The following is a 22,498-nucleotide window of genomic DNA, read 5'->3' as shown; positions in this document are numbered from 1 at the left end:
GTGCCTTAGACCGAAGCCCAGCGCTGACGCCCAGGGGTAAGGCCGCGTCTGGTTTGGGCTGCCCGCATAAACTGGCACAAATGTTGAATCAGGGGATGCTCTGATAAAGATTCGACTTGGTCAAGGGCCACCTCTAATTGGAGATTCGACCGATACAGATACCGAAAGGCTTGCTTAAGGAGGCTTCTCATCTCCCCCTGCAAGAGGTCGTAGACTCCATGACGCTGCAACCCCACTTGGTTTAAGGCCCGGACATGGGCAGGATTGCCCTCTACGAGCATCAAGGGGGGAACATCTCGGGTAATGCGGCTCATGCCCCCAATCATGGCTAGCTGACCGACATGGACAAACTGATGAATGCCGAGGACCCCACTGATGTTGGCTTGGGATTCCACCTGCACATGGCCACTCAGGGCGACAGAATTGGCTATCACCACCCGATCAGCAATGTGACAGTTATGGCCAATATGTACATTGGCCATCAATAGATTATCGCTGCCAATGGTGGTGAACTGTTGATCTCCACTGGCCCGATGGATGGTGACATATTCACGTATCTGGTTGCGATCGCAAATCTTGACACCGCTCTGTTCCCCGCGAAAATTGCGATCCTGGGGTTCCATGCCAATCACCACCCCAGGAAAAATATGATTGTCGGACCCAATCTCAGTCCAGCCTTCGATTACAGCATGATGTCCGACCTGGGTTCCGGGGCCTAATCTGACCTGCTTCCCAATCACCGCATAGGCCCCAATTTGAACCGTTTGATGCACGGTTGCTTGGGGATGAATCACAGCGGTGGGGTGAATCAAGTCGGTCATTCAGGGTCAGCGTTTTACAATGGCTATCTGAGGGTAGCATTTTAGATAAACGGCCAAAACTCCTCGTCTTCCGATTGTATTGAGTGTAGAAATTAATGCGGAACAGTTTTTTTGACGATTCCTTAGACAAAGCCTCTATCAAACAACGTATCCGTGAACTCGAGAAAGCCACCGTTGGATTCTATAGTATTGGTCTTTATCCGGGTTCTCTGGCCTACAATGCCGTGATGCAAGCAGGGGGGACCCCTTTAATTTTGGCCCCTCGACCAGGGCGGGACCTCATGGGGGCTTTCTCAGAAGAAGCCAAAGGCGGTATGGATCCAGACCATGTTGTTAACTTACACCGGATGGCTCGCCATAATGAAGGCCATGCCAGCGTTACCAACACCTTAGAGTATTTGATTGAGACCTGTGAATTGGTGGTTCTCAGTGCCAATAGTAATTACATCGAACAGGATTTAGAGGAAGCCTGCGCCCTGCGCCACAAATTGGGTCGCTCCAATGTCGTTTTAGCCTGCTTGGCAGGGTCTTTTAGCCATGACAAGGCCACCAATGCCGCCTATGTTTTATGTGAAAAAAATCCTAATTTGGCCTTTTTCTCCGGATTTCATAGAGATGGTGCTTTAAGAGATCCGGTCGATAGTTTTACGGCTAATTTTTGCCATCCAAATGCCCTAACCGCTTTGATCGGTGCCTTTATGCTGGATGGCATTTCCCTTAATATCCAGGTTTCCCCCGGGATACATAATGTCGAAGCCCAATATATTAAGGCCGCCAAAAATATGGCCTCGATCTTTGCTGGGTTTGGTTATGAGTTTCACTGGGACAATACGGGCATTTTACCGACCTTGCTTACTCTCCTCTTAGATCAGTGCTTAGATCAGGCGGCAACGGTGTCCATGTCCCGGCGCGATCGACAAAAACTCTACACTCAGCAGCCCATCGATTTGACGGAGTTGGGCTATGGCGTGCCCATGATTGAAGCGACCCTCAATCAAGGGGGCGATAAGGAAAAGGTTCGCGATCATACATTTTCCCAATTAACGGCTATGGTGGCTGATGTGCGGGGCAGTATGACCAGCCCCACCACCGGGAAACCGACCCGCAACTTCCGAGCGGGACAAGTGTTGGCACAATCCATGAAAGAACATGGACGATGTCCGTTGAATATCGAAGAATTTGAACAGTGGTGTGAAGATGCGGGCCTCAAAAAAGGGGGATTAGAGGGGGTCAAAGCCCTGCGTTATTGGCCCCAAATTACGACTAAATATAAAATTCAAGTTCATGATGCGTCGATGATTAATCTTCTGCATATGGTGATTTGTGGGGATGGCAAAGAACAGGAATTTGCCTTCCAAGTGATGACGAAAAGTCGAGAGCTGTCTAATTACTGTCAAGAATCTGTGCGGCCCCTCCATAGCCGTAAATATGCCGGCATCCTCAATAATCTGGATAAGCCGGAGTCCTTAGAGCGGCTTGCCAATGCCATCATTGCTGATAATGCTCGCAAAGCCCTGGAAGTGGAAGAGCCTGAGCTAGAAGAAATCCCCCCCCCAGCCGATAATCCGGCCTATTTACAGGCTATGGATAGTATTGAACAAAGCGTTGATACGGCTGAGGTTGAGGCAGATTAGTCCACCATCGCAAACATCAACTCTCCTGAACAGGCCAGTTTGCCGTCCACTTCAGCCTTCGTGGACATCATGGCGAACCGTTTGCGCTTCAATGACAAGAATTCAGCGGTAATCACGAGCTGGTCTCCAGGGACAACGGAGCGGCGAATTCGGACTTTATCAATCCCTGTGAAGACAAATAACTTGCCAGAAGGGATATCGGGAAGCTGAGCCAGAACAATCCCGCCCACTTGAGCCATGGCTTCCACAATCAATACCCCTGGCATCAGCGGTCGACCGGGGAAATGGCCTTGAAAGAACTCTTCATTCATCGTCACGTTTTTGATGCCCACTGCCCGCTCAGACTCTTTGTAGTCAATAATGCGATCCACCAGCAGAAAGGGATATCGGTGGGGCAGTAGCTCTTGGATCTCCTCAATCATAAAGGTGGTTTTGGGATTAGAAGAGCCATCAGAGGGATTTGACATAATAAGCAATCACGATTCAACAGAAAATGCAGTCAGCCAATTAAGGCTTGCTGAAGGCGTTTGGCAAAGCGAATGTGGAGGGAGTGACTGGCTTTATATGCAACGTAATGGGCGGGGGGTAAATACCCCAATAAACTTAAATCGCCAATCAAATCCAGCAGTTTGTGGCGAACCGGCTCGTTTGCAAATCGCAACGGCGGATTCAGCCATTCGTCCTGACGACAAACCAAAGCATTGTCTAGACTACCACCTTTGATGAACCCCTTAGCTTGCAGGGATTCGACATCCTTGGCCCGACCAAAGGTACGAGCGGGGGCAATCTCAGAGAGAAACGCGTGGGGATTCAATCGGCACCACTGTTTACCAATGGCGGGTTCAGGAAACTCAATGCCGTAGCTAAAGGAGAGGTGGGGCTCTGGCAGGGCCAAAACAAAGGCGTCTGCATCTTGCACCAAAACCGGATGATGCAGGGTGGGCCTGAGGCGAAGCTCTGACTGCACCCGATATCCAGCCTTCAGAATGGCCTCGGTCCACATCTGGGCCGATCCATCTAAAATCGGCACTTCTGATCCGTCTAGGTCAATGTGGGCATTATCAATGCCCATTCCTGCTAAAGCCGCCAGCAAATGCTCCACCGTTGAAATGGTGGTATCTGCCTGTTTCAAGGTGGTGCAGAGCTGGGTTTGGTGTACTGATGAGAGGTGAGCAGGAATATCTGGCTGATTTTGGTAACCAAAATATCGCCCTTGATGGGGCGGAGTTGGATGAACGGTGACGGAGGTAGTAGCCCCTGTATGCAAGCCTATGCCAGCAAGGGTAAAGCTGTGGCTTAGGGTGTGTTGATAGGGAGATGAGATCGCATCCTCAAAACCCTTCAACCCATCGGTCTTACTGGCATCCACGCTTGCCTCAAGATAAACACTGGATCCTTAGAATCGTTGACCGAAGCCAAAGTGGAATTGATTGTCTCCATCGTCATTGATGCCATAATCCAGTCGGACTGGACCAATAGGTGTTTTGACACGTACCCCAATGCCGTAGCCAAAGCCAACCCCAGGCTTGCCGCGAACAATACCAGGTTGACCCGGAACATTACTTTGAGTGCCTAGGTTACTGCCCACATCAAAGAAGAGGACAGCCCCTACACCTCCTAAGAAATTAATTAATGGGAAACGATATTCAGCGGTGGCCTGCATAAAGCTGCGACCACTGCCCAAATCTCCTTCCCCGTAGCCCCGTACTGAAGAGCTGCCGCCGAGGGAGAAGGCTTCATAGGGAGGTAGGTCCCCGAGGACCGTTCCAGCTTGGACATTAAAGGCCAAGGCCTGGGGGCCTTCGGTAAAGTTGGTGAGTTTGATGGGGACGAAATAGCTAAAGCTCCCCCGGAGTCGCGTTAATAGAATGCTGCCAGAGCCAATGGGAGCCGATTGTTCTAGGCCAAATCGTAGGGCATATCCCTTGGTGGGGTCGGCTGGATCATCCCGTAAATCACGGCCAATGCCGAGCTGGACGGTGAATAGGTCGTCATTGCCCGTCCCGCTAAAACTTAAGGCATTGCCCAATTCGTCAACAGGAGAAATGGAGAAGTCACTGTCGCGAATTGAAATTCGTTGGTATCGGAAACCAATCGATCCAGTCCAGGCTTGTCTTAGGTTATCTAGGTCTGTCGTGAAGGGGCGGTTAAACACACCACTAATCCCCAAGCGGTTGACCCTGGGAGTGTCTCCATTGGGCAGATCCACTTCAATCGGGCCTTCATCAAACACGAGGGGAAGGGTTAGTCGGTTGAAAATATTGATGCTGTAGGAGGAATGGTTGGGATCTCCGGCAATCCAAGGATCCGTAAACCCAGCATCAAATAAGAATTCTCGGGTTCCAGCCTGGGCCTGGACGCTCAGGGTTTGGTTGTTGCCCCCTAAATTATTCTGAGTAAAGGAGCCGGTGCCGAAGAAACCACTTCGAGAGCTAAAACCAGCACCAGCGGAGAAGCTAGCCGTGCTTCGTTCCTGCACATTTAGATTCACCACGACTTTCCGTGGGTCCTGACCTGGTTCAAGAGCTACTTTGACATCTTCAAACAGTCCCAGCCCAAACACGCGCTGTAGGTCGGTTTGCAGCTTGTTGCGGTTTAAAGGCAAACCCGGCTCGGTGCGCATTTCGCGGGTAATGATAAATTTCCGAGTCTTGCCTTTGGTAGGTTCCCCATCTTCATTGATGTAGCGAACATCGATATCTTCAACGACCCCTTCTGCCACCTGGAGGGTGACAGTGCCATCTGGATCCACTTGGGGCACGCCCACCACTTGGCCCAAGACAAAACCTTCATCCTGATAATATTTATTGACCCGAGTGACGCCAGCTTGGAGGTCCCGGAGGTTAAGGATTTTGCCGTATTGGGATTGAAAGATCTCATCCACTTTCTCTTGGGTGAGAACCTGATTGCCAGCCACTTGCACGGATTGGAGGGTGGGGTTGGGCTGAACAAAGAAGGTGACTCTGACGCCTAGGGGAGTATCACTAGGCTCTGCTCTGACATTACTGAAAAAGCCGGTGCCAAAAATGGCATTAATATCGGATTGAATTTGAGATCGCGTCGTTGTTTGTCCCGGCCGCGTACTAATGGCTTCATAGGCATTAATCGCTAAATCACCATCGACCCCTTCAACTAAGACTTCTGAGACCAAAACCTCTGGTTCAGGGGCTGCTGGCTCAGCCGTTTCAGTGGGGGGTTGAGGAGGGGAACCCGGAGATTCTACCGAACTATCGGGAGACGGGGCTTGAGTTTCGCCAGGATTGCCGCTGGGAATATCACCGCCGGGAACCGGAAGTCCAGGATTGGGGGCCGCTGGCGAGTCTGTGGGGGTGACGTCGTCGGCAGAGGGAATGTCTGTTTCTGGCGGTACATCTCCATCTCCAGGAGCTGGCGCAGTGTCATCTGCTGGGGGGATGTTTCCGGGGACTGGAGCGGCGTCATCGGCAGAGGGCGTTTCTGTTTCTGTCGGCACATCCCCAGGAGCGCCCGTACTATCTGGGACCGCTTCGTTCGTGGCAGGCGCATCTCCAGGGGCTGGAGCGGCATCATCTGCAGCAGGGGTGTCTCCAGGAGCGATCTCATCTGTTGTTGGCGTGTCTCCCGGTGCGCCAGTATTTGGGGTGGCCTCGTCTGGATCCGTTTGTTCTTCCGATGTGGACGGTGTTTCAACCCCTGGCGTGGAGGGTTGATCGGGTTGGACCGGTAAGGGAAAAACTGGGGCAGTTTGGCTGGGGGCGTCATCTGTTGGCAGTTGCCCAAGGTGTAGTGAGGGGGCAAGGGAAGCGGAGGCACTAGTCTCCTCTTGGCGATGATCTCTGTCTGAAGAAGGTTGGTCTTTTGCTTGGGCTGGTGCAATGCCCAGCAGGGCCGCCGTAATTACGGTTGCACCGAGAATCGGTGGAAGACTGAGAATCTTGGTCGATAGAGATTGAGTCACTTCACACACCACATGCAACTGAACAACAATGATTACTTAGAGAAACCTTAAAAAAATCCAAAACAGGGAGTATTCTATCGCACCGCGCTAGGGAACGTATATGTCCTGAGCTAGAACCCGCTCCATGACCCGAGCATAGGCCGTGTCCACTTCTCCTAAATCACGGCGGAACCGATCTTTATCCATGACCCGTCGCGTGGGATCTGATTCAGCATCGTCCCAGAGTCTACAGGTATCAGGGCTGATTTCGTCTGCTAACAAAAGCTGTTGGTCCGACGTCATCCCAAATTCCAATTTGAAATCCACGAGGGTAATCCCACATTGATGGAAAAAATTAATCAGGATTTGGTTAATTTGCAGGGCCAGTTGGCGCAGTTGCTCTAGCTGCTCTGGCGTTGCAAGCTCCAGGAGAAAAATGCGATCGCGGGTGAGTAACGGATCCCCCAGGGCATCATCTTTGTAATAGAAATCAACTAAAGGTTGTGACAAGGGAACACCTAACGCTAGTCCTGTCTGTTGACAGAGACTCCCGGCTGCAATGTTCCGCACGACGACTTCTAAGGGCACAATCTGTACCGCTCGCATTCGCATCTGGTCTGGGTTTGGCTGATCGATAAAATGGGTTGCAATCCCCGCGGCCTCCAGAACCTTGAATAGGTGAGTAGCAATGGCGCAATTGATGCGGCCTTTGTTGGTGATTGTGCCGCGTTTTTGAGCATTAAAGGCAGTCGCATCATCCTTGTACTGGGCTAAAAGGATGTCTGGATCGTCCGTCCGATAAATAATTTTGGCTTTCCCTTCGTAGAGAAACTCGCCAGTAGACATCACAGTCTCCTTAATTCAGGTATTCAGGGGGTGGGGCAGTAGAGATGAGCTGCAAAGATTCTATGGGATCCGGGTCAAAGTCAATGCTTTGGGAGTGACACTTTCTGGAGATGGATCAAGGATTAGAGAATAAATCCAGGGGGAAATGACCATAGGTCTGATTGATAATTTCTTCTGATTCAGACTGGAACGAGATCAGCACCCCACGATGGTTCCCCACATAGTTATCGGTATAGCAACTGCCTAAGTTGGGGTTGAACTTCAGGTAAGTGGGGCCGGTAATGGGCTGCCAATTCGTCGGCATTTCATAGCCAAACGCTTGGCTGTAGCCCGTTAAGGCAGCTATCGCTTGATCACAGGTTTCCGCCAAGATGCCGAACATTTGGTAATCCGTGGCCTGGGCCAACGCTAATAAATCGGTCTTAGCCTGCTCTCGCTCCTCGGTCGTGGTAATAGGCGGAGGGTCTAGGGCTGCAAATTTGGCAAGGGCCGCTTGAGATTGTTGGACGGTGGGGGAAGGGGACATCGCAATTTTTATCCTAAAAGGAAACTATGACGTAGCTGGAGGTTGACCAATGGACGTCACCAAGGGGACAAATTGTTCGACCCACTGGTCCTGACTAAGGGCCAAGGTAGGATAAGCCACCTGGCTGTAATTTTGACCCACGGTTAACGGAAAGATGGGGTCAGGGGCTAAGGAGATCCATGCTCCCCCAGCGGCTTGAATAATGGGCCAAACTCCAGCAATATCCCAGATCTTAGGCGTCGCTTCTACCGCACCAATGGTAACGCCTTGGGCCACGATGAGTAGGTTGTAACTGGCGGACCCAAGCATTCGAAGTTTGCAGGGAAAGGGGTTCTTTAACACCGAAAGACTACGGGCACAGAGACTGAAACATTGATTTCCAGCGGGTGCATCGGGCCGGGTGTGGATAGGGGTTTGATTACAAAAGGCCCCATCTGGTTGCTCTGGTGCAGACCAAAACCCATGAAAAGTTTGCCCTAAGGGAGGAAAATGAACAAACCCAAACACTGGCACCCCTTGATAGAGCAACCCTAAGGAGGTTCCCCAAATGGGGACACCGCGAGAAAAATTAGTGGTGCCATCAATCGGATCGATGACCCAACACCAGTTGGTATTGGGAAAGATATGTTCTGCCTCTTCGCTCAGTACCCCATGGTCGGGGAAAGCAGTGGCAATGGCCTGACGCAGATAGTGATCAGCCCATTGGTCTGATTGAGTGACTAAGCTACCATCGGACTTAGAGGTCGCTTGAACTTTCCCAAATTCAGTGAGTAAACGTTCCCCCACTTGTTGTGTAACGGTGTGGGCAAAAGTGACGACCGAAGTCCAGAATGTTTGCATCAATTTTCCATATGGGATGTTGACCTCTACCGTACCTTGTTTATGAAGGATAATCGAGCAACTATTTCCCTCAGTTAGACGTCAAACGTTCTAAATACCCGGTGACTGTATAAAAATGTGTAGATTTGCAGTTTCCAGACGTGATTGGGTTCTCTTTCTAGGACTGAATTTCAATAATTAACTGTTCACTGCCATTATTGGGTTTCATCTCTATTTCACTATGACTTATCTTTTCCGTCGTTTGTCGATTGTGGGTCTGGGATTAGCAATCGCCAGTGGCTGCCCTTCCCTTCTGGCTCAGGGCCAACCGGCGTCTTCTCCCCAATCGTCTCAACCCGCCCAGGGCAATCCCTTGTTTCAGATCCGTCAGAATGACAAGCTGGGGTTTATCAACCGCTCGGGCCAAATTGTGGTGTCGCCTCAGTATGACGATAGCCATGCTTTTTCTGAGGGGCTAGCGGTGGCTCAGCTTGGCGAAAAATACGGCTATGTCAACCCTCAGGGCCAATGGGTGATTAAGCCCCAATTTGAGTTGGCAGAAGATTTTTCTGAAGGCTTGGCTGCTGTCATGATCAACGATCAGCTGGGCTATATTAATGCTTCGGGCCAATGGGTGATTAAACCCCAATTCTTTTTGGTGGGACCGTTCTCAGAAGGGATGGCGCGGGTCTTAATCGGTAAAAAATATGGCTTTATAAACCGTCAGGGGAAGGTGGTGATACCAGCGCAATATAATCTGGCTCACGATTTTTCCAATGGTCTTGCTAAAGTTCAAAGCAATGGTCGGGTTGGGTTTATCAATAAAACGGGACAAGCTGTTATTGCTCCCCAGTTTTATGAAGCCACTCCTTTTCGAGAGGGACTAGCAGCAGTGGAAACCAATCAAAAATGGCGTTATATCCAACCGAATGGCCAATTTGCCCATGTAGCCCAGTTTGACCGGGCCTGGGCGTTTAGCGAGGGCTTAGGACTAGTTCGCATTGGCCTTAAATATGGGTTTGTCAATAAAGCCGGAAAAATCGTGATTGCCCCTAAGTTTGATCGAGCAGGCTCTTTCTCTGAAGGCAAGGCCTGGGTCACTGTCAGCAACAAGCAGGGCTATATCAATAAGGCTGGGGCGTTTGTGATTTCCCCTCGATTTGATGAAGCGAGCAACTTTAAGCAGGGATTAGCTTTCATTAAAACGGGAGGCCGCGAGGGATATGTTAATCCTGAGGGCCAAATTGTATGGCAAAGCCCTTGAACGCCAAGTATGGATATACGCCTGAACTCAGGAAAGAGGCTGTAAACCATAGAGCAGAATAATCAGTGGTGGGGTAATGAGCGCCATGAGTAGACTTAAGGGACCGCCCACTCGCAGAAAATCGAGGAAGCGATACCCTCCCGTTCCGTAGACCATTGTGTTGGTTTGATAACCAATCGGGGTCATAAAGCTGTTCGAGGCTGCAAACGTGACGACAAACATAAAGGCAAAGGGGTTATAGCCGAGTTCTTGGGCAACTTGGACCGCCACGGGCAACAATAAAATAACCGTGGCGTTGTTAGAGAGAATCTCCGTCAGCAACGCCGTGAGGACAAAAAACAGCGTGAGCAGCCAATAGCCGGATAATTGTCCGCCCATCGAAATTAATTGATCCGCTAGTAGTTGGGTCGCGCCAGACTTTTTCATGGCAATGCCTAAGGGGAATAAGCCCGCAAGCAGGAAGACCACATCCCAACGAACCGCTCGATAGAGTTCACCTGGTTTTAGACAGCCCGTCAAGACCATTAGCATCACCCCAGCTAAGGCCGTGACGGCAATGGAGAACCGTTTGGTGCCAGCGACTCCCACGACCAGGAGACCAATTGCGATCGCAATCCATGCTTTGTCCCGGCGCAGGTTCTCAACATCCCGCTGTTCCATAACCAATAGGTCTTTGCTGGTCTGTAAACCCACTAAACTTTGCTTCGGTCCTTGCACCAATAGCAAGTCACCAAATCGGAGTCGTACTTTTCCTAACCGGTCTCGAACTAACTCTTGCCCCCGTCGAATCGCCAATACTGTGCAGTTGTAACGTTGGCGAAACCGTAAATCTTTAAGGGTCGAACCAATCAGGTTGGAATCCGCCAGTACCATGGCTTCAGCTGCCCCTTCTTCAGCACTTAAATCCGCTTGCCAGGATTTTTGGCCAAATTGCACATCTGGCAGAATTTCCAAACCTTGGCCATCCCGAATTTTCAACAGATCTTCCCGTCCTCCGCGCACGAGCAAAATATCGCCAGCTGACAGGGATTTGTCCGCTAGGGGCTGTGGAAAATGGTTGTCATCATGGATCAGCTCCAAAATGTCAACGTCATAGATGCGCTGGATCAGACTCGACTGAACGGTTTGCCCCACCAAACTTGACTGAGGGGTAATCACCACTTCACTGACATAGTCCTTCAGGCCATACCCTTGACTCAGACTGGAAGAGGTCTTCCGATTGGGTAACAAGCGATGACCAATCGTAGCCATATACACGAGCCCAGCGATAAACGTACATAAACTCAGGGCCGTAAATTGGAAAATATCAAAAGAGCCTAAGCCTAGGTCAGACGATAAGCCACTGGCCAATACGCTGGTAGAGGTGCCCAGAACGGTAATCATGCCCCCCAAAATGGTGATGTAAGACAGGGGAATCATCAATTTGGATACTGGAATGCGGCGTTGGCGACTCCAATCTTCGACAACGGGTAGAAAAACGGAGACAATCGCGACATTGTTAATGATGGCTGTAAATGGCCCGATGACAGCCCCCATGATCAGCATGTGTCGGGCGGGGCGTTTGCCTCCCCATTTGAGCAGAAACTCACTGGCCATTTGAATGGCTCCAGTTCGGGCAATTCCCGAACTAAGAATAAACATGGCCATTACAGTGATGGTGGCGGGATTACTGAATCCTGATAACCCTTCTGCTGTGGTGACGAGTCCCAGCAGCATGAGGACGACCATAACGCAGATTGCCGTCAGATCTGGAGGTAACCATTCAAATACAAAACAGAGTAATGTCAGTCCTGTCACCAAAAGGGTCTGAAAAATTGGCTCCATAGAGGGACCGTCACTCCAAAAATCGCCGAAGTTGGGGGTTTGCCATCAAACTTAAACCGCGAACTGGCCTATGCTTACGGTAGGCTCGCAAATGGTGAGTCAGGTGAGATTATCACAAACTTAAGGGTGATGGCTAGTAATGGGTAGAATAGCAGCCCTAACTACAGATGACTAGATAACTATTTCTAAGCCATGACGGGCTCTAGGCCATGACTAGATCAGGAGATGATTCGTCCTTAGGGGCTGACAGTCTCGACTAATGTTTTGACATGCTGCCTGACTTGATCGCGGATGGTGCGAAATACGTCAATCGATTGACCCGCTGGATCGTCTAGTTGCCAATCTGCAAATATTGGCCGAGCTACCCACGCCTCGGGTAGATTCACACCACAACCGCATAAAGAAATAACGGCCTCAAAATCCTCTGGCTTAAATTCAGCTAAGGCGTTAGAGGTGTGATTGCTAATGTCGATGCCCACTTCTTCCATCACTTGAATGGTAAGAGGATCGACTTGGCTCGCTTCTAACCCCGCACTAGCCACTTCTAGCTTGTCCCCTACCATTGATCGAGCATAACCCTCAGCCATATGGGATCGGCGAGAATTATGCTTACAAACAAACATGATGCGTTTCATCATTTACTCCCAGGAATTTGGATTAAGCCAAAGGACGAGAACAACGAGGATCTAAAAGCGTCGCTTTTTCAGGATCTCTGGGGAACCAAAAAGCCGTGCGTTTACAGACCTCAACCAGTGCCAGCATAACGGGTACTTCAATCAGAACCCCAACCACTGTGGCCAGGGCTGCCCCCGAATTCAATCCGAACAGCATTACCGCCGTGGCAATGGCGACTTCAAAGTGGTTGCTGGCTCCAATCAGCGCTGCTGGGGCTGCATCCTCATAGGTCAATCCCATCTTTTGAGCGATGACATAGGTTATGAGAAAGATAAAGTTCGTTTGTAAAAAGAGTGGAACTGCAATCAGAACAATATGTAGCGGGTTGTTCACGATTAATTCCCCTTTGAGGGCGAACAATAGCACCAAGGTCACCAAAAGGGCAATCACAGCCATGGGACTGAGTCTTTTTAGAAAAACTTGTTCGAACCACTGTTGACCTTTGTGCTTCAGAATCCAGTGCCGAGAACTCATGCCCGCGATTAAAGGTAAGCCGACATAGATCAATACAGACAGCACGATGGTCTGCCAAGGCACGTCTAAATCATTGGCCGCTAATAGCCAGCGCCCCAATGGGGCGTACAAAAAAAGCATGGCTAGAGAATTGACGGCAACCATTACTAAGGTATGTCCCTGATTGCTGTAAGACAGATATCCCCACATCAAGACCATGGCTGTGCAGGGGGCAATTCCTAATAAAATAGCGCCAGCAATGTAGGAATTGGCCAAGGTAATATCACTCCCGCGAACAATTTCAGTCCCTTGCAGGAGTGGGGCAAAGAGCTGTCCTAGAAAAAACTGCGCAAATATAACCATGGTGAAAGGTTTGACGAGCCAATTGATGCCAAGGGTTAATAGCACTGGTTTTGGGGTGCGAGCTGCTCGGCGAGCTTGGCTAAAATCAATCTTGACCATGATGGGATACATCATAAAAAAGAGACACACCGCAATGGGGATAGAGACCTGGTGAATACTGGCCGCATTTAGGCCCACTGCAATACCGGGGGCAATGCGTCCCAAAAGAATCCCCACACCAATGCATAGACCGACCCAAAGGGTGAGGTAGCGTTCAAAGACATTAAGCTGTCCCCCTGCCTGGACTGGTGGGGTAAATCGAGTTTTTTGAGTGGTCATGACGAGTGAAGTGTTCTAGAGATAGCTCAACTTGGAAAATTTTTAAGCACGAAAAACGATCTAACTTTTGTCTAGGGATATTTCTTCAGCAAAGACTCCGCAATCGGTATGAATTTGCTGCTGGCTGAGTTGCGCTTCACATCGATGAATCAGAGGCAGTAATTCTGCTTTCAGTTCTTGTAGTTGAGTAATTTTGATTTCGATCTGCTCAAGTTTTTTGCGTAACCGTTCGTGAATGTCACAGCAGGTTAAGGTATTCCCGGCTTGTAATTGCAAGATCTCTTTAATCTCGTCTAGGGTCAGTCCTAAGGTTTTGGCCCGCTCGATAAGGGATAAACGGGCCAAATCTTGATCATTAAAGACTCGATAGCCTGAGTCATTCCTTCCAGGGGCAGGAATGAGGCCAATCCGCTCATAGTAGTAGAGGGTCTGGGGGTTGAGGCCAAAGGTGCGAGCAACATCGCTAACACGATTCATGATGGCGATAGGGATTTACACTGACTGCATCATAAACCTTGTATCTGGGTATAAGGTCAAGGGGGAATATGCTTGTTTGAATTCAGAATCTGTATTGTTCAAAGTCGTCCTGATCTATCGAAGTTGTTCTGGTTGAGATGATTAATCATTGGACGAGGACGTTCTCTCTAAACCTCTTCCCATTTTGCTGTAGACCCACGATAGACTGTGTAAGCAAACCTTTGGTCTGCATATATTCGGCAATATTTCAGCGGGGTCGGTGATGGCGACGTTTTTATTAGAAGTGGGTACAGAAGAGTTGCCCGCAAGTTTTGTGGAGTCGGCGATTCAGCAATGGCGATCGCAAATCCCAAACAGCCTAGAAGAACATCTGCTCACCCCCCAATCTCTGAAGGTCTACGGCACACCTCGACGACTGGCTATATTGGCAGAAAGCTTGCCAGACCAGCAGCCGGACCAAACGGTCGAAGTCAAAGGTCCCCCAGCAAAAGCTGCCTTTAAGGATGGCGAACCTACCAAAGCAGCAGAAGGTTTTGCCCGCAAACAGGGGGTCGAAATTAAAGATTTTGAGCTGCGCGATACGGAAAAAGGTGAATTTGTTTTTGTTCAGAAAACGACTCTGGGTAAACCGGCGGTTGATGTTTTAGCCGACCTAATCCCCACCTGGATTTTTAGCCTAGAAGGCAAGCGGTTTATGCGTTGGAGCGATGGTGAAGTAAAGTTTTCCCGCCCCATTCGCTGGTTAGTCTCCCTGTTGGACGACCATCTCATACCTATTAAATTGGAAAATTCAACAGGTACGATATCTAGCGATCGCATTTCCTCCGGCCACCGAGTTCTGCACCCTGATCCGGTCACCATTAAGCATCCCCAAGACTATGTGGCCACCTTAGAAAAGGCCTCCGTTCAGGTGGATCCAGACCAGCGTCAAACTTTAATTCAAGAGCAGATTCAAGCCTGTGCAAAATCCGTCAAAGGCAAAGCCGTTATTTCTGCAGATCTGCTGACGGAAGTTACCTATTTAGTGGAATGGCCCACTGCTGTGGTGGGCGGCTTTGAGTCGGAATTTCTGGAACTGCCTGCTGAAGTGATTACGACGGAAATGGTCAGCCATCAGCGCTATTTTCCGGTGGAGGCCCCCAAGGGAGCGAAACTATTGCCCCACTTCATTACTATTTCCAATGGCGATCCAGCCAAATCAGACATTATTTCATCGGGCAATGAACGGGTGATTCGGGCTCGATTAGCCGATGGTCAGTTCTTCTATAAAGCTGACCAGGCTATGCCCTTAGCAGAGTATTTACCAAAGCTAGAGACGGTTACCTTTCAAGAAGATTTGGGGTCTGTCCGCGCCAAGGTGGATCGCATCCAGGCCAATGCCCTGTGGGTTGCAAAACAACTCAAGCTCGATCAGAAGATGACTCAGCAAGTCGAGCGGGCCGCCCAGCTTTGTAAGGCGGATCTCGTGACCCAAATGGTGGGCGAGTTCCCCGAATTGCAGGGGGTGATGGGGGAGAAATATGCGATCGCAAGTGGTGAATCCACCGAGATTGCCACTGCTATCGTCGAGCATTACCTGCCCAAAGGGGCCAATGACCAGCTTCCGCAGACCCTGGTGGGGCAAATTGTTGGTATTGCCGATCGCCTGGATACCCTCGTCAGTATTTTTGGCCTAGGGATGATACCGACGGGGTCTTCTGACCCCTTTGCCCTGCGCCGCGCGGCCAACGCCATTCTCAATATTGTCTGGGCTGCCAATCTAGATCTCAACCTAGATCAGCTCCTGACCGAAACGACTGCTGCCTTTGCTCAGACTTTTGCTAAGTTTCAGCCCGATGTCCAACAGCTTCGAGACTTCTTTGGTCAACGCTTACGCAGTCTCCTGCAAGATGAGCAGACGATTGACTATGACTTGGTTAATGCAGTGTTAGGAGAAAAGGGCGAGCATACTCAGCGAGTCTTAGTGGATGTGTTAGATGGACGCGATCGCGCTCAGTATCTGCAGACAATTCGCACCAACGGCACCTTGGACACGATCTATGAAACCGTCAACCGTGCTGCTCGCCTAGCCACCAAAGGGGATCTAGCCTCAGATGTCCTGGATCCAAAGGGAGTAGTTAATCCAAAGCGGTTTGAACAGTCATCTGAGCAGGCCTTTTATGATGGCTTACTCACCCTTTTACCTCAAACACAAGCGGCCCAGTCTTCGCGAGACTATCAAATGCTGGTTCAAGGCTTAACCAAAATTGCACCGACGGTCAGCCAATTTTTTGATGGCGACGATAGTGTCTTAGTAATGGCAGAAGATGATGATTTGCGAGCGAATCGCTTAAATTTACTAGGTCTATTACGCAATCACGCCCTCGTGCTCGGGGACTTCGGTGCGATTGTCAAAAGCTAGAATTAAAGACGAACGCACAGTGCCTTTGCCTCCATGGCAACTCTCCCCTTACTGCATCCCACCTGCCACCGTACTCCTGAAGGGTTAACGGTTATTGCCGAACATCTACCCGTGGATGTGGTCAACTTTAGTTTGTGGATCAATGCCGGTTCGGCGGTGGAGGACGATGCCATCAATGGGATGGCTCATTTTTTGGAGCATATGGTATTTAAAGGGACAGAGCGGCTCCCTGAAGGCGAGTTTGAACGCCAAGTTGAGGCCCGCGGCGGTGTCACTAATGCCGTCACCAGCCAAGACTATACCTGTTTTTACATCACCGTTGCTCCCCAGGACTTTAATGCGATCGCACCACTGCAAATCGATCTGACCCTCAACGCTCGTCTCGATGCCGAGAGCTTTGAGCGGGAACGGCTGGTTGTTTTAGAAGAAATTCGACGGTCGGATGATAATGTCCGCCGTCGGTTATTTCGCCAAGCCATGACCTTGGGATATGCCCAATTGCCCTATCGGCGACCTGTCCTGGGTCCTGCTGAGGTGATTCAATCCCTGGCACCGAAGCAAATGTATGACCATCATCGGTCCTGGTATCATCCCGAAAATATCACTGCCGTTGTGGTGGGGAATTTGCCCGTAGAACAGATGATTGAAACCGTAGCTCAAGAATTTGCCACCCCTTCTCGCCCCCCTCCCCTGGCTCCGGTCCAATCCCTCGAACCGTCTTTTGTTGAAATTACTCGGCAAACGGTAGTCGATCCTAAACTGACTCAAGCTCGTTTAGTGTTGCTATGGCGAGTCCCCGGTATTCAACAGCTCTCTCAAACCTATGCTTTAGATGTCCTGGCCAAGATTTTAGGAGGGGGACGAAACTCCCGCTTAGTCAAATCCCTGCGGGAAGAGAAACAGTGGGTTGAGCGTATTTCTGTGAGTAACCTCACCCAGGTCTGGCAAGGGCTATTTTGGATCTCTGCCCAGGTGCCGCCAGAGAATTTGAAGCGGGTAGAAGCAGAAATTATCAGCCATTTGCAGCAGCTCCAAGATGAAGGGTTGCCTGTTTCAGAGTTAGAAAAACGAAAACGGCAAATGGTGAATCAGCATCTATTTGGTACTGAAAGCCCGTCTAGTCGCGCCGGTTTGTATGGATACCATCATGCGATCGCCCATAACCTAAAGGCAGGTCTTCTATATCCACAGCATATTCAGCAACTGACCCCAGCTGATTTGCAGCAGGCCGCTCAGACCTATCTCTCTACGACTGCTTATCGAGTGTTAACGGTACTGCCAGGATCTTAATCCCAGAGACCGATCTTAACTAACCGATAACTGTTTCAACAGGGCATCCACTTTTTTAACGCCATCGGCTTGGCGCTGAAGCTGAAATAGCTGGCGAGCCTTGCGTAATTCAGGAATGGCTTCCCGATGGCGGTTTCGGGCAATCAGCGCTTTGGCTAATTTATAAAAGGCGCTAGGGTTGCGCTTTTCTAGCTTAGTGGCTTGGCGAAAGGCAACCACAGCCCCTAATGCATCCCCTTTTTGCATCAAGACATCCCCCAGACCTTCGTGGGCTGCCCCTAAATTCTTGTCATGCCGCAAGGCCTGTTTATAGGCTGTTATAGCCCGCTCGTTGTTGCCCTGGCTCTGCAATAGCTGTCCCGTCCGCAAATGGACCTTAGGGTTTCTTGGATCTAATTTGACCGCTTTATCTAGGGCTGCTAATCCTTCTTCCGTTTTACCTTGGGCGGCATAGGCCAAAGCCAGATTCATCTGAATTTCGCCATTTTTGGGAGAGAGGGTGGCGGCTTTTTCCAAATTGGTAACGGCGGGCTCTACCTGATTCCTTTTTAAGTGGATCAGGCCAATCGAGTTGTAGGCTCCACCATTCTTGGGGTTAATCTCGATGACTTTTTGAAAGTTTAGAAAGGCCTCGTCATATTTCTGTTGACGACTGTAAATGACCGCTAGGCCTTCATAGGCCCGAACATTTTTGGGTTCCAATTCAATTACTTTTTGATAAGCTGCCGCAGCTTGGTCATTTTGGCCCAAGTTACCCAAGCTATACCCCAAGGCATAGTGGAAATTGGCATTTTTGCCATCTAATGCGATCGCTTTTTTATAGGCTTCGACTGATCTCGCAAAATCCTTTCTTTGAGCCTGAATATAGCCAATCGCTGAGAATATGCGTGGGTTTTTGGTATCTAAAAGAGTGGCTTGCCGATACGCTTGCAAGGCCATATCTAAATCATTGGCCTCCACTAACTCTTTACCTTTCTTAAATAGCTGAAAGAGTTGGCGATCTTTATTGACCTGGGCGATAGGCTCAGCGTGAACCGGGCTGTTTACCTGTTCAGGAATGATGACTCCAACCCCCAGAATCAACAAAATACTGGTGCTTAGTAAGCGCATGCTTAACATTCATCTCTCCTGATTACAAAAACGTCAACATACTTCACTGTTGTTAACCCTGCCTTAAAAGAAATGGCATTTTTACCAAAACAGACTGAATCCTGAGTTACACCGGAGGTACGTCTCAAGTCTCTGCAGTCTACGAGCAGGAACTCCTTCATTCATGAGACTGAGATTTACCCCTTCTAGTTTCAATTTTCTTCATTTTGCAAGCTGTGCTTGATCGCAACACTATCGTCCATCAACGAGGCAACTATGAATAGTTTCCGAAATATCGCCCTGGTGGGTCCCTATTCCAGTGGCAAAACAACGCTCCTCGAAAGTTTACTTCATGTCACGGAGGTCACCACCCGAAAAGGGTCCGTAAAAGAAGGCAACACCGTGGGGGATGCAAGTGCTGAAGCCCGGGAACGCCAAATGAGTACAGAAGTAACGGCTGCCAGTTTTGAACATGGCGGCCTTTCTTTTACTTTTTTAGACTGCCCAGGTTCCGTCGAGTTATTGCAAGAAACCCTTAACTGTCTGGTTGGGGTTGATGCTGCGGTGGTGGTTTGTGAGCCGGAACCCCAGAAGGTTCTCACTCTGGCCCCCTTGTTTCAAACCCTAGATGAATGGGAGATTCCCCATCTGGTGTTTATCAATAAAATGGATCGCGCCAATTCCCCCTTTAGCGAAGTCCTGGATGCCCTCAAGCAGGTCTCCAGCCGTCCACCGGTTCTCCATCAATATCCCATTGGCCAAAATGAAGACCTTCAGGGATTCATCGATCTCGTTTCGGAACAAGCGTTCCATTACCATCCCGACTCTCCAGCAGATCCGATGCCTCTACCCGCAGAGTTGGCAGACCAGGAAAAGGCGGCCCATACAGAAATGTTAGAAGCGCTCGCCGATTTTGATGACCACCTTTTAGAAGAATTACTAGAAGATATCGAGCCCTCTCAATCCGAAGTCCTACAAGATCTGAAAACAGAACTCGGGGCTGATTTAATTGTACCCGTCTTTGTGGGAGTGGCCGAGGCTGGGTATGGTGTACGCCCTCTCCTGGATGCCCTAGAGAAGGAAGCACCTGAGGCGAATGACACGGCTAAATCTCGTGAACTAGAGCCCAGCTCAGATCGTCTGGTTGCCCAGGTCCTGAAAAACTATTTCTCTCCCCAGGGCGGCAAACTATCCCTAGTGCGAGTGTGGCAAGGCACCCTGACCGATGGCATGATCTTAAATCAGGTGCGCGTGGGAGGCATCTATCGTTTACTGGGACAACAGCAAAAAACGCTGACCCAGGCAGAGGCTGGAGACATCGTGGCTTTAAGCCGTTTAGATGGCGTCAAAACGGGAGATACGCTGGTCGTTGTCGATGGATCTGCTGTACCGAACTTACCCACTGCTCAACAGCTTGAACCGGTTTACTCCCTGGCGATTGCCCCCAGAGACCGCAAAGACGAAGTTAAGCTCAGTAGTGCCGTTAGTAAACTTCTGGAAGAAGATCCCAGCTTAAGTTGGGAGCATCGAGAGACGACCCATGAGATCATTCTGTGGGGACAAGGCGATATCCACTTAAAAATTGCCATCGATCGGCTAGGACGAAAGCATAAGTTACCGATTAAAACCCATACCCCCCATGTCCCCTATAAGGAAAGTATTCGGAAGTCTGCCTCTAGTCATGGTCGCTATAAGCACCAAACGGGTGGCCATGGTCAATTTGGGGATGTGCGGTTAGATATCAAACCCAAAGCTAGAGGAGAAGGCTTTACGTTTAAGGAAACCATTGTAGGAGGGGTAGTCCCTCGTCAATATATTCCAGGTGTAGAGATGGGAGTTCGTGAATTTCTCCAGCATGGCGTCTTGGGTTTCCCCATCGTGGATATTGATGTCACCCTGACGGATGGGTCCTACCACTCTGTGGATAGCTCAGAACAGGCGTTTAAGCAGGCTGCTCGCATTGCCATGCAGTCTGGACTTCCCAACTGTCAGCCTGTGCTTTTGGAACCCATTGAGCGGGTGATCTTGTCAACGCCCACGAAGTTCACGTCTCAGGTCCTGCGCTTGATCAGCAATCATCGAGGCCAGGTTCTAGGCTATGAAGGCAAAAGCGGTTGGGATAGCTGGGATGAAATCTCGGCCTACTTACCGATGGCAGAGATGCAAAGTCTGATTATTGAGTTGAGATCCCTCACTCAAGGGGTGGGCTTCTTTATTTGGCGAGACGACCACTTAGAAGAAGTACCCGACAAAGTGGCTGAACGTGTTTTGGCAAGAGTCGAAACAGAAGTCTAAGGTTTTCCTCGTCTTTCTCCGAATTATTGTGATGCGGTCTGTTGGTATCAACCGCATCACTTTTTTTGGTAATTCCTGTAGATTTACAAACCAATTTCTCCCAAATATTGATAAATTATGAAGTTCTTTTGCCTATCCTTAGTTAGGCTGCATATTTTCTATACAAAGCGGGAATGTTAATCCTGCTATCAGTGTTAAGCGCTTGGATCACAGCCTCTAACTGTTTAAGGTCACAGCCATTACTAATGAGCAAAGATTATATTTTCTTGTAAAGGGAATAAAAATACTCTAGCTCAAGGTATATTGTCAGGTGCCTCTAGGCAAAAATGCATATTCTAAGCAATAATGCGTAGTCAAGTGTGTGTGTGTTGTTTGTGTTTGTGAGGAGTTACAGTCGTTGTGCGGAAAAGAAGCGAAGGCGATCTCGATGGTATCCCCAGCTACGTTCGAAGAAATACAAGTGCTTATTCCCCTCAGCAATTACCCATAGGCGTTTTTGATAGTGGTGTGGGGGGATTAACGGTTCTAAAGGAATTGCAGCAGCAGCTTCCTCATGAGTCTTTTCTTTATTTTGGGGATACGGCTAATGTTCCCTATGGAACGCGCTCCCAGGCCGAAATTCTTGGGTTTGTTCGCCAAATTCTGTGCTGGATGACTTCACAGCCCATCAAGATGGCGATTATGGCCTGCAATACAAGTTCGGCATTGGCCTTAGATGAAGTACGCGCTGAGTTTGATATTCCAATTTTAGGGATTATCTTGCCCGGGGCACGAGCAGCCGTTAAACAAGGGAAACGCATTGGTGTGATCGCAACACCTGCCACTGTGGCGAGTGAAAGTTACCCCCAAGCGATTCAAGAGGTCAATACCACTGCCCAGGTTTTCCAAGAGGCCTGCCCAGAATTTGTTCCTCTGATTGAACATAACCGCATTCGCGAACCTGAAACGCTTCAAATTGTCCACCAACACTTGCAACCCCTCCTGCAACAAGGAATTGACACTCTAGTCTATGGATGCACCCATTACCCTCACTTGTCTGGTGTGATTCGACAGATTTTACCTTCCCATGTGAAAACCGTCGACCCAGCTGTGTATATCACGACTGCCGCCAAACAAGAGCTAAAGCTTCTCCAATTGCAGAACGGACACGCTGCTCAAACGACTCGGTTCTTTGTCAGTGGTTGTCCCGAACAGTTTGCTGAGTTATCCTACCAATGGCTAGGGTTTCTGCCAGTCGTTGAGAAGGTTATCTTGCCTGAACATACCTCACCACAATCTATTGAGGCTGTTGAGCAGATTTAAATCTACCAGATCAAGATTGCTGTCCTTAATGTAAGGCAGAGGCTCGCAAACACGTCATGATCACTATTGTTGATTTGTCTCAACGGTAGCTGATTAGTTTGACTAAGTTTATGGATTGTTGATACAGAACAACAACTCTAGCCTCGTGGGGTGGCTCACGATCGAGCTGGCTTGATTTAAGTTGC

At 49.6% G+C, this 22,498-nt stretch carries 18 protein-coding genes; 6 read left to right on the top strand and 12 right to left on the bottom strand.

All coding sequences use genetic code 11. The features are described 5' to 3' along the window. Positions 1 to 5: 5 nt before the first annotated feature. On the bottom strand, positions 6 to 821 hold the full coding sequence (gene lpxA, locus ON05_RS23160; protein WP_010470926.1) for an acyl-ACP--UDP-N-acetylglucosamine O-acyltransferase: 816 nt from the start codon (positions 819 to 821) through the stop codon (positions 6 to 8). 95 nt (positions 822 to 916) lie between these two features. On the opposite strand from lpxA, the gene ON05_RS23155 reads away from it, so the two are divergent. Next, positions 917 to 2,455, top strand: a complete 1,539-nt coding sequence (locus tag ON05_RS23155; RefSeq protein WP_010470928.1) for a hypothetical protein — start codon at positions 917 to 919, stop codon at positions 2,453 to 2,455. On the opposite strand, the gene fabZ is transcribed toward ON05_RS23155, so the two are convergent. The 6 genes from fabZ to ON05_RS23125 all read right to left on the bottom strand — a co-directional run bounded on the left by fabZ (position 2,452) and on the right by ON05_RS23125 (position 8,583). Further along, positions 2,452 to 2,922 carry a 3-hydroxyacyl-ACP dehydratase FabZ gene (gene fabZ, locus ON05_RS23150; protein WP_010470930.1) on the bottom strand — a complete coding sequence of 157 codons (471 nt, stop codon included), beginning with the start codon at positions 2,920 to 2,922 and terminating at the stop codon, positions 2,452 to 2,454. The two genes, ON05_RS23155 and fabZ, sit on opposite strands and share 4 nt — an antisense overlap. Positions 2,923 to 2,954: 32 nt before the next feature. Continuing rightward, positions 2,955 to 3,824, bottom strand: coding sequence for a UDP-3-O-acyl-N-acetylglucosamine deacetylase (lpxC, locus tag ON05_RS23145; protein ID WP_010470932.1), 870 nt, complete (start codon positions 3,822 to 3,824; stop codon positions 2,955 to 2,957). Positions 3,825 to 3,851: 27 nt separating this feature from the next. Then, on the bottom strand, positions 3,852 to 6,392 hold the full coding sequence (locus ON05_RS23140) for a BamA/TamA family outer membrane protein (protein WP_010470934.1): 2,541 nt from the start codon (positions 6,390 to 6,392) through the stop codon (positions 3,852 to 3,854). An 87-nt stretch (positions 6,393 to 6,479) separates the two neighbouring features. Then, complete coding sequence (gene purC, locus ON05_RS23135) at positions 6,480 to 7,217, bottom strand: phosphoribosylaminoimidazolesuccinocarboxamide synthase (RefSeq protein WP_010470936.1); 738 nt, start codon at positions 7,215 to 7,217, stop codon at positions 6,480 to 6,482. Between the two features lie 115 nt (positions 7,218 to 7,332). Beyond that, complete coding sequence (locus tag ON05_RS23130; protein ID WP_010470938.1) at positions 7,333 to 7,743, bottom strand: DUF1824 family protein; 411 nt, start codon at positions 7,741 to 7,743, stop codon at positions 7,333 to 7,335. Positions 7,744 to 7,767: 24 nt separating this feature from the next. Next, positions 7,768 to 8,583 carry an inositol monophosphatase family protein gene (locus tag ON05_RS23125; protein WP_010470940.1) on the bottom strand — a complete coding sequence of 272 codons (816 nt, stop codon included), beginning with the start codon at positions 8,581 to 8,583 and terminating at the stop codon, positions 7,768 to 7,770. A 220-nt stretch (positions 8,584 to 8,803) separates the two neighbouring features. Here ON05_RS23125 and ON05_RS23120 point away from each other — a divergent pair, with 220 nt between their 5' ends. Continuing rightward, entirely contained in the window at positions 8,804 to 9,826 is a 1,023-nt protein-coding gene (locus ON05_RS23120) for a WG repeat-containing protein (RefSeq protein WP_010470942.1), read from the top strand. A 27-nt stretch (positions 9,827 to 9,853) separates the two neighbouring features. Here the strand turns inward: ON05_RS23120 and ON05_RS23115 are convergent, their stop codons facing one another. From ON05_RS23115 to ON05_RS23100, 4 genes are all read right to left on the bottom strand, one after another. Then, on the bottom strand, positions 9,854 to 11,650 hold the full coding sequence (locus ON05_RS23115) for an SLC13 family permease (protein ID WP_010470943.1): 1,797 nt from the start codon (positions 11,648 to 11,650) through the stop codon (positions 9,854 to 9,856). 236 nt (positions 11,651 to 11,886) lie between these two features. Further along, the gene (gene arsC / locus ON05_RS23110) at positions 11,887 to 12,285 is read right to left on the bottom strand and encodes an arsenate reductase, glutathione/glutaredoxin type (protein ID WP_010470946.1); all 399 of its coding nucleotides are present in this window, start codon (positions 12,283 to 12,285) and stop codon (positions 11,887 to 11,889) included. A 22-nt stretch (positions 12,286 to 12,307) separates the two neighbouring features. Further along, a complete protein-coding gene (gene arsB / locus ON05_RS23105; RefSeq protein WP_010470947.1) occupies positions 12,308 to 13,459 on the bottom strand; it encodes an ACR3 family arsenite efflux transporter in 1,152 nt (383 codons plus the stop codon). 60 nt (positions 13,460 to 13,519) lie between these two features. Next, on the bottom strand, positions 13,520 to 13,936 hold the full coding sequence (locus tag ON05_RS23100; protein WP_010470949.1) for a heavy metal-responsive transcriptional regulator: 417 nt from the start codon (positions 13,934 to 13,936) through the stop codon (positions 13,520 to 13,522). Positions 13,937 to 14,198: 262 nt separating this feature from the next. Between ON05_RS23100 and glyS the strand changes: the two genes are divergently transcribed. Both glyS and ON05_RS23090 read left to right on the top strand, forming a co-directional pair. After that, complete coding sequence (gene glyS, locus ON05_RS23095; protein ID WP_010470951.1) at positions 14,199 to 16,337, top strand: glycine--tRNA ligase subunit beta; 2,139 nt, start codon at positions 14,199 to 14,201, stop codon at positions 16,335 to 16,337. 33 nt (positions 16,338 to 16,370) lie between these two features. Continuing rightward, complete coding sequence (locus ON05_RS23090; RefSeq protein ID WP_010470954.1) at positions 16,371 to 17,627, top strand: pitrilysin family protein; 1,257 nt, start codon at positions 16,371 to 16,373, stop codon at positions 17,625 to 17,627. 15 nt (positions 17,628 to 17,642) lie between these two features. Here ON05_RS23090 and ON05_RS23085 read toward each other — a convergent pair whose 3' ends face one another. After that, complete coding sequence (locus ON05_RS23085; RefSeq protein ID WP_010470957.1) at positions 17,643 to 18,737, bottom strand: lipopolysaccharide assembly protein LapB; 1,095 nt, start codon at positions 18,735 to 18,737, stop codon at positions 17,643 to 17,645. 255 nt (positions 18,738 to 18,992) lie between these two features. Between ON05_RS23085 and ON05_RS23080 the strand changes: the two genes are divergently transcribed. Both ON05_RS23080 and murI read left to right on the top strand, forming a co-directional pair. Next, entirely contained in the window at positions 18,993 to 21,011 is a 2,019-nt protein-coding gene (locus tag ON05_RS23080; RefSeq protein ID WP_010470958.1) for an elongation factor G, read from the top strand. A 399-nt stretch (positions 21,012 to 21,410) separates the two neighbouring features. Beyond that, a complete protein-coding gene (gene murI / locus ON05_RS23075; RefSeq protein ID WP_010470959.1) occupies positions 21,411 to 22,313 on the top strand; it encodes a glutamate racemase in 903 nt (300 codons plus the stop codon). The last annotated feature ends 185 nt before the right edge of the window (positions 22,314 to 22,498 follow it).

This window comes from Acaryochloris sp. CCMEE 5410 (assembly GCF_000238775.2).
Lineage (GTDB): Bacteria > Cyanobacteriota > Cyanobacteriia > Thermosynechococcales > Thermosynechococcaceae > Acaryochloris.
Note: the sequence above shows the minus strand (reverse complement) of the source record. Positions and strands in the feature narration are given on the sequence as shown.